The organism is Actinomycetota bacterium, from assembly GCA_036280995.1.
In the GTDB taxonomy this organism is placed as follows: Bacteria; Actinomycetota; CALGFH01; order CALGFH01; family CALGFH01; genus CALGFH01.
This window is the reverse complement of sequence record DASUPQ010000502.1, coordinates 1-6330: the sequence shown is the minus strand read 5'-3', so window position 1 is coordinate 6330 and position 6330 is coordinate 1. Positions and strand designations below refer to the sequence as shown.

Annotated in this window: 9 protein-coding genes; 3 read left to right on the top strand and 6 right to left on the bottom strand. The window is 72.7% G+C overall.

The genetic code is table 11. The features are described 5' to 3' along the window. Positions 1–145 precede the first annotated feature (145 nt). The 5 genes from VF468_17050 to VF468_17030 all read right to left on the bottom strand — a co-directional run bounded on the left by VF468_17050 (position 146) and on the right by VF468_17030 (position 2907). Entirely contained in the window at positions 146–1174 is a 1029-nt protein-coding gene (locus VF468_17050) for a hypothetical protein (GenBank protein HEX5880001.1), read from the bottom strand. A gap of 25 nt (positions 1175–1199) precedes the next feature. Beyond that, positions 1200–1748 carry a DUF3455 domain-containing protein gene (locus VF468_17045; GenBank protein ID HEX5880000.1) on the bottom strand — a complete coding sequence of 183 codons (549 nt, stop codon included), beginning with the start codon at positions 1746–1748 and terminating at the stop codon, positions 1200–1202. 147 nt (positions 1749–1895) lie between these two features. Continuing rightward, positions 1896–2156: a hypothetical protein gene (locus tag VF468_17040; GenBank protein HEX5879999.1), complete on the bottom strand. Its 261-nt coding sequence runs from the start codon at positions 2154–2156 to the stop codon at positions 1896–1898. 93 nt (positions 2157–2249) lie between these two features. Continuing rightward, positions 2250–2519 carry a DUF1905 domain-containing protein gene (locus VF468_17035; protein ID HEX5879998.1) on the bottom strand — a complete coding sequence of 90 codons (270 nt, stop codon included), beginning with the start codon at positions 2517–2519 and terminating at the stop codon, positions 2250–2252. Positions 2520–2544: 25 nt separating this feature from the next. Continuing rightward, entirely contained in the window at positions 2545–2907 is a 363-nt protein-coding gene (locus tag VF468_17030; GenBank protein ID HEX5879997.1) for a VOC family protein, read from the bottom strand. A 110-nt stretch (positions 2908–3017) separates the two neighbouring features. On the opposite strand from VF468_17030, the gene VF468_17025 reads away from it, so the two are divergent. From VF468_17025 to VF468_17015, 3 genes are all read left to right on the top strand, one after another. Continuing rightward, the gene (locus VF468_17025) at positions 3018–3389 is read left to right on the top strand and encodes a YciI family protein (GenBank protein ID HEX5879996.1); all 372 of its coding nucleotides are present in this window, start codon (positions 3018–3020) and stop codon (positions 3387–3389) included. Then, complete coding sequence (locus VF468_17020) at positions 3386–4612, top strand: sigma-70 family RNA polymerase sigma factor (GenBank protein ID HEX5879995.1); 1227 nt, start codon at positions 3386–3388, stop codon at positions 4610–4612. The genes VF468_17025 and VF468_17020 overlap by 4 nt, the downstream gene beginning before the upstream one ends. A gap of 301 nt (positions 4613–4913) precedes the next feature. Continuing rightward, complete coding sequence (locus VF468_17015) at positions 4914–5066, top strand: hypothetical protein (GenBank protein HEX5879994.1); 153 nt, start codon at positions 4914–4916, stop codon at positions 5064–5066. Between the two features lie 980 nt (positions 5067–6046). Here the strand turns inward: VF468_17015 and VF468_17010 are convergent. Further along, the gene (locus VF468_17010) at positions 6047–6208 is read right to left on the bottom strand and encodes a hypothetical protein (protein ID HEX5879993.1); all 162 of its coding nucleotides are present in this window, start codon (positions 6206–6208) and stop codon (positions 6047–6049) included. Positions 6209–6330 lie beyond the last annotated feature (122 nt).

The window sequence follows — 6330 nt, the reverse complement described above, 5'->3', positions numbered from 1 at the left end:
CTCGCCTAGCCGCCGCGGCCCGGCCGAACTTGCCGGACTCGGCCAGCTTCTCGGCCTGCTCGGGCGCGGACCAGTCGACGGGAGAAGTCCGTCCCGGGACGCGGACACGGGAAGCGGCGTCCCGGGACGGTACCAGCAGAGTAAGCTATTTGTGCGGTTGGTTCAGGTAGGGATCTGCCCCGGCGGCGGCGAACCCGGCCCTGGCCCCGGGCGAGCTGTCGACCAGCCAGGCGCACGGGTCGCCGGGGACGGGGGTGGCCAGCCGGTCGAACAGGACCACCGCCTTGAGCTTGGGCAGGTCGGTCCGGAGGGTCGCCGGGATGTCGCGCAGCCACCGCTCCTTGCTCCCAAGGGCCAGGTCGTCGTGGGAACCGTACTCCGACAGCATGCGCGGCTTGGTGTTGCCGACGGCGTCCAGGTGGGCGTACATGGGCATGGCGGCCTGGCGCAGGCTCCGCCAGGCGTCCCGGGTCCGGCCGGCGCAGTCGGCCCAGTTGTAGGGGTCCCAGGCCACCCAGTCGACGACGTCGTCACCCGGGTAGAACGCCCACGACCCGGCCGGGTCGTGGCCCATGACCGAGAAGACCCAGACGACGTCGGGGGCGACCGGCCGGACCCGGGCCACGATCCGCCGCCAGGCGGCCTTGAACTCCTCGGCCGAGCCCATGAGGGCCCCGCCGCCGGCCGCGCCGGGCCGGCAGGGGCCGGCGTTGTCCTCGGGCTCGTGCATGAAGCCGACGAACAGCCGGTCGCCGAAGGCGGCCAGCCGCCGGGCCTGGGCGTCGACGGCGGCGTCGTGGCCGCCGGCGGCGATGTCGGCCCAGCAGACGGCCCCGCCGCCGAAGACGCGGCTCACCCAGCCCGCGAACAGGAACCGGCCCTGGGCGGCATGAGCTCGCTCCTCGGCCGTTGGCCAGGTGTCGTCCCAGTCGTGGTAGCGGTGGAGGACGTCGACCCGCCGGCCGTAGACCGCCTCCCGCGCCTCGACGTCGCCGGGCCGCTGCCCCGGGTAGCTGCCCCACCAGGCGCCCTCGCGGGGCACCAGCTTGTCCGATACGGCCGGGCCGTCCGCGGCCGGTGGGCCCAGCGGGACGTTCCCGTCCACGGCGAACAGGGCGGCCCCGCCCAGCACGACCGCGAGCACGACCAGGAGCCCGCCGCGCCGTCGCCACATGCGCGGCAGTGTCCCACGGGAAGGGTCAGCCGGCGTAGAACACGTAGCGGGCCCGGTAGGGCACGGCCACGGTGGCGTCGGTCGCCGGGTCACAGGCACCGGTCGGCGCCACCCCGCCCCGCGTCTCCAGCCGCTGGATGTAGTCGACCCCGGCGAGCACCCCGTCACCCTGGGTGGAGACCGCCTTCAGCCGCAGCCAGGGGACCGACCCGGGATCGGGGGCGGGCACGCTGCCGTCGGCCGCCCCGACCACGCTGCTGCCGTCGAACGACTCGAAGGTGGGCCCGCGGAAGTGGATGCCGACCGGGCGTCCCCGGTGGCCGTAGAGCACGGCCGCTGGCTCCCGGAACGTCCAGGCGAGCACGCTAGGGTCGGTGGCGCTGGGCTTGCAGTCGTAGATCTGCACGCCCTTGCCGGTGACGTCCAGCACGACCTTGTGGCCGGCCGGGACGGCAATGGGCGCGGGGACCGTCGGCGGCTTCGGCCCGCCGGCGCCCGCCGGGAGCGCCGCGCCGGCGACCAGGGTCGAGCTGAGCAGGGCGAGAAGTCCGAGCAGGAACGGGCGGCGTCGCATGACACGACCTCCTCAAGGATCGTTGCCGGGAAGCGTCGCCCGGCCCTGGGCGACAGACCCGCGGATCCTGCGACAGTCCGGCCGAAAGCGCAAATCGCCATGCCCGGCCCGAACTGGGCCGAACGCGGCGCTTCTTCCTGCTGGCGGCTAGCTGCTCGGGGGGCCGTCGCGCCAGGCGGCGGCGCCGACGGTGGCGGCGTGCTTGGTCTGGGCCCAGCGGCGCCTGGCGATCTCGCTCGGGGGCTGGTCCAGGTGGTCGACCCACTGGCGGGTCGCCGAGATCAGCGCGGAGCTGAGCAGGGCCATGCCGGCGAAGCCGAGCAGGCCGCCAAGGGCGACCAGCACGCCTCCTCCGACGATCAGGCTGCGGTTGAGCTGGATGTCAGCTTTGGAGCTGGGATCTGCCATTGCCTTGCCCCCTTGTCGTCGACCGGCATCATGATGCCCAGCCGGGTTGGGCCGGGCATCACACTTCCTGGGTGATTCTGCGCGGGTATGGGTCTAGTCGTCGATCCGCTCCTCCAGCCGGACGGTCACGGTGTCGCCGGCCTCCTTGCCGATGGCCCGGCGGACGTCGGCCTTCACGGGCAGCTTGTGGGTGCCGTCGCCCAGGGCCATGAAGGAGCTCCGGAACGGGTGGCCGTCGATCGTGCCCCGGACCTTGACCAGGCCCCGGGTGCCGAAGAACTCGACCGACCCGGGCCACACCAGGTAGGTCCAGCCGCCCTGGTTGGGGCTCTTCTGCAGCTGCGCGGTGAATTGCTTGTCCATGGTCGCCCCCACGGGTCGTCGCCGCTCAGGTGCCTTCGACGAGGATAAGGCTGTTGCCGTCCGGGTCGCGCACCGCGAACATCGGCGGCGCCTCCGGGATCCGTAGCACCTCCGGGTCGGCGTCGACGCCGCGGGCCCGCAGCCCGGCGTGGTCGGCGCCGGCGTCCTCGGTGGTGAGGCGGATGCCGGCCGGGATGCCGGCCGGGACGAGGGCGATGGTGGTGGCCGCCCCCGGCGGGGCCACCTCGATCCAGCGCCCGTCGCCGAAGGGGACGTCCCGGCGGGTCTCGAAGCCGAGCTCGCCGACGTAGAACTCGAGCGCCCGATCCTGGTCGGTGACGGGGACGCCGACCGTTGCGACGCCGGTGATCCGGGTGGTCCTGGCCATTCCTGCTCCTCTCGCGGTGTCCGTGCTCGCGGGGTCACCAGATGATCGAAGCTGGCGAGCTAGTCTCGACATCCCTGAGGAAACGCGTTCGAGATCCGAGGAGGCCCCCCGTGAAGTACCTGATCCTGATCTACAGCAACCCGGCGTCGCGGGAGATCTGGGAGGGGTTCTCCGACGAGCAGCGCGCCGAGGGCTTCCGCTACTACGGCGCCCTCACCGAGGAGCTGGCCGCCTCGGGGGAGCTGATCGTCACCGAGGCCCTGGCCGACCCGTCGCTGACCAGGCGCGTGACCGTCCGCGACGGCCAGACGGTCACCAGCGACGGCCCGTTCGCCGAGGCCAAGGAGCTGCTGGCCGGCTTCTTCCTGGTCGAGTGCGACAGCATGGAACGGGCCGTCGAGGTCGCCGCCCGGCTGCCGGAGGCCGAGCTCGGCCTGATCGAGGTCCGGCCCGTCCTGACCCTGGGGGGGATGGAGATGTGACCACCCCGGCGGAGCTCGAGGCCCTGCTGCGGGAGCTGGCCCCCCAGGTCCTCGGCGCCCTCGTGCGGCGCTACGGCGACTTCGACACCTGCGAGGACGCGGTCCAGGAGGCGCTGCTGGCCGCGGCCGTGCAGTGGCCCGAGCAGGGGATCCCCGAGCACCCGCGAGGCTGGCTGGTCACCGTCGCCTCCCGCCGCTGGATCGAGCGCTGGCGCGAGGAGGCGGCCCGCCGCCGCCGCGAGCAGACGGCGGCCGCGCTGGCCCCGCCCCCGCCCGAGGCCGTCCCGGCCGTCGACGACACCCTCACCCTGCTGCTGCTCTGCTGCCATCCGTCGCTCACCCGGGCGTCGCAGGTGGCCCTGACCCTGCGGGCGGTCGGCGGCCTCACCACCGCCGAGATCGCCCGCGCCTTCCTGGTCCCGGAGGCCACCGTGGCGCAGCGGATCAGCCGGGCCAAGCAGCGGATCCGGGCCAGCGGGGCCCAGTTCCGCCTGCCCCCGGAGGCCGAGCGGTCCCGGCGGGTCGCGGCCGTGCTCCAGGTGCTGTACCTGATCTTCAACGAGGGCTACACGGCCAGCTCCGGACCTGCCCTGCACCGGGTCGAGCTCAGCGGCCAGGCGATCCGCCTGACCAGGGAGCTGCACCGCCTGCTGCCCGGCGACGGCGAGGTGGCCGGGCTGCTGGCCCTGATGCTGCTGACCGACGCCCGCCGCCCGGCCAGGACCGGCCCCGACGGCGCCCTGGTCCCCCTGGCCGAGCAGGACCGGACCCGCTGGGACGCCGCCGCCATCGCCGAGGGGGTCGCCCTGGTCACCGGGGCCCTGGCCAGCGCCCCGATCGGCCCCTACCAGCTGCAGGCGGCCATCGCCGCCGTCCACGACGAGGCACCCAGCTTCGAGGAAACCGACTGGGACCAGATCCTCGGCCTGTACGAGCTCCTGGAGCGCCTCGCGCCCGGGCCGATGGTCGAGCTCAACCGCATCGTCGCCGTGGCCATGGTCCACGGCCCCGAGGCCGGCCTGCGCCAGCTCACGGAGGCCGAGACCAGCCCTGGCCTGGCCGGGCACCACCGCCTCGACGCCGTCCGCGCCCACCTGCTCGAACTGGCCGGCCAGACGGAAGCGGCACGCGCCAGCTACCAGCTGGCCGCGCGCCGCACCCTCAGCCTGGCCGAGCGGCGCTACCTGACCTCCCGCGCCGCCCGGCTGGCGGACCGTTCCTAGATGTCGTAGGAGAGGTGGAATTCAGCGCCGCTGTCCGGATCAGTCTCGCCAGGTTCACTTCGACCTACTGCGAGCCGCTGGCCAGCACGTTCTCAGGACCCGTCATCCGGCTGCGTTCGGTTCGGACCAGCCAGGATCGGGTCCGGCTGTTAGCAATATTGTCAGCAGACCCGCGTCTCCGTGGCCCGCTCGCGTTCCCTGCCGACGTTGGCGGGCCGCACGCGCTTGCACCGCGCCGGCCCCATGGGACACGAGCAGCAAGCCTCATGCCCGACCCGAACGTATCCCGCGCCGCCGGCGCGTGCTGGTCCTGGACGTCACCTGGGCAGCCGCCGAAGTTAGCCGCTTGGTCCATGAAGCCCGCGATCTCAACCTGCCGGTCGAGCCTGGTGTCCGTCCCGGCCGTGACGCGCTGGTTCGCTGGGCGATCCTGCTCGAAGACGTCATCCCTTAAGTCCGACCCGATGCCAGCGGCCCCGTCACCCGGCGGGGCCGTTGTCCTGTCTAGGCTGGAAGCATGGCGGACCCGCGGCGGATGACCCCAGAGGAGAAAAGCAAGCGCACGCGCTGCTTACGACGGCGCTGACTGATCCGGACTGGCGGAGCGCCAGCCAGGCCCTCGACGACCTGATGCGCAAGCTGCTGGTGGTGCACCGGGCTGCTGGAGGCCGAGGAACGTCTCACCAAGCGGGAGCGCCGGGCCGACCGGATCTACGGTGCGGCCGATACGGTTCCCATGCTCCGGGCCGGGGTAGGGGATGCGTACTCGGGGCCACCGGGACGGGGGGGCCTGGTCACCTGAGGGGGCCGCATGGGCGATCAGCTCGGCGGCCCCGGGGTACGCCCCTCCTGCTAACCCGCCCAGGGGCCACAAACAAACCCGTCGGGTGAAGCTGGCCTTAGCGGCGCAGCAGCCGATGTAACCACGGCAGCGTGGCTGGCGTTCCTTTGTCCGTCGATGGTCAGGTGCTCCTGGTCCACAACCGGACGCGACCGCGCCCTTACCGCCCAAGGGCTGGCCATCGGCGCGGGCCGGGCTTCCCAGCAAAGGCATAGCGCATTCAGATGTAGATGCTGTCCCTGGTGATGCCGGCCAGGGCGGCGGCCCCGGTCGTGCGCCGCGACAGCGGCGGCGTCGAACCAGCAGCTTCCGAATTGAAGTAACGCCTGAGGCCGGCAAGCGCTTTTTCTAGTGCTACGCGCGAACGAACGGTCCCGGCTGGGAGGACCCCGGGGCCGTTCATGTCCCGGGGGCGTTCGCCTGTGGAGGTAACGTCGGCCCCGCTGTTGGCGTTCCTTTATGTGTTGATGGCCAGGTGCTCTTTCGCTGGCACTCGTGGGTTGGTCATCGCCCGGAGACCAGGCTGGTCACGACCTAGCCGGGTCCGGCCTACGACCCCGGGGGCATGGGACGCACCCGGGGTCGTAGCGCGCTTAGATGTAGATGCTGTCGCGGGTCACGCCGGCCAGGGCGGCGTGGGTCATGACGGCGGCCACGGCTGCGTCAATGCGGCGGGGCGAGTCCCGGCGTTCCTTGGCCAGGCGGGCACCTCGGGCGTCCTCGCGCAGTACCGCATTCCCGACGTGGCGGGCCACGCGCGAGTCCCCGCAATGGGTGAGGGCGCCGTTGACGACCGCCTCCTAGAACCTGGCCGTGGTCGGCGCCATCCGACCTGGGGACTGTGGGTACTCCAGTACCGGCAGCCCCTCGCCGTCGA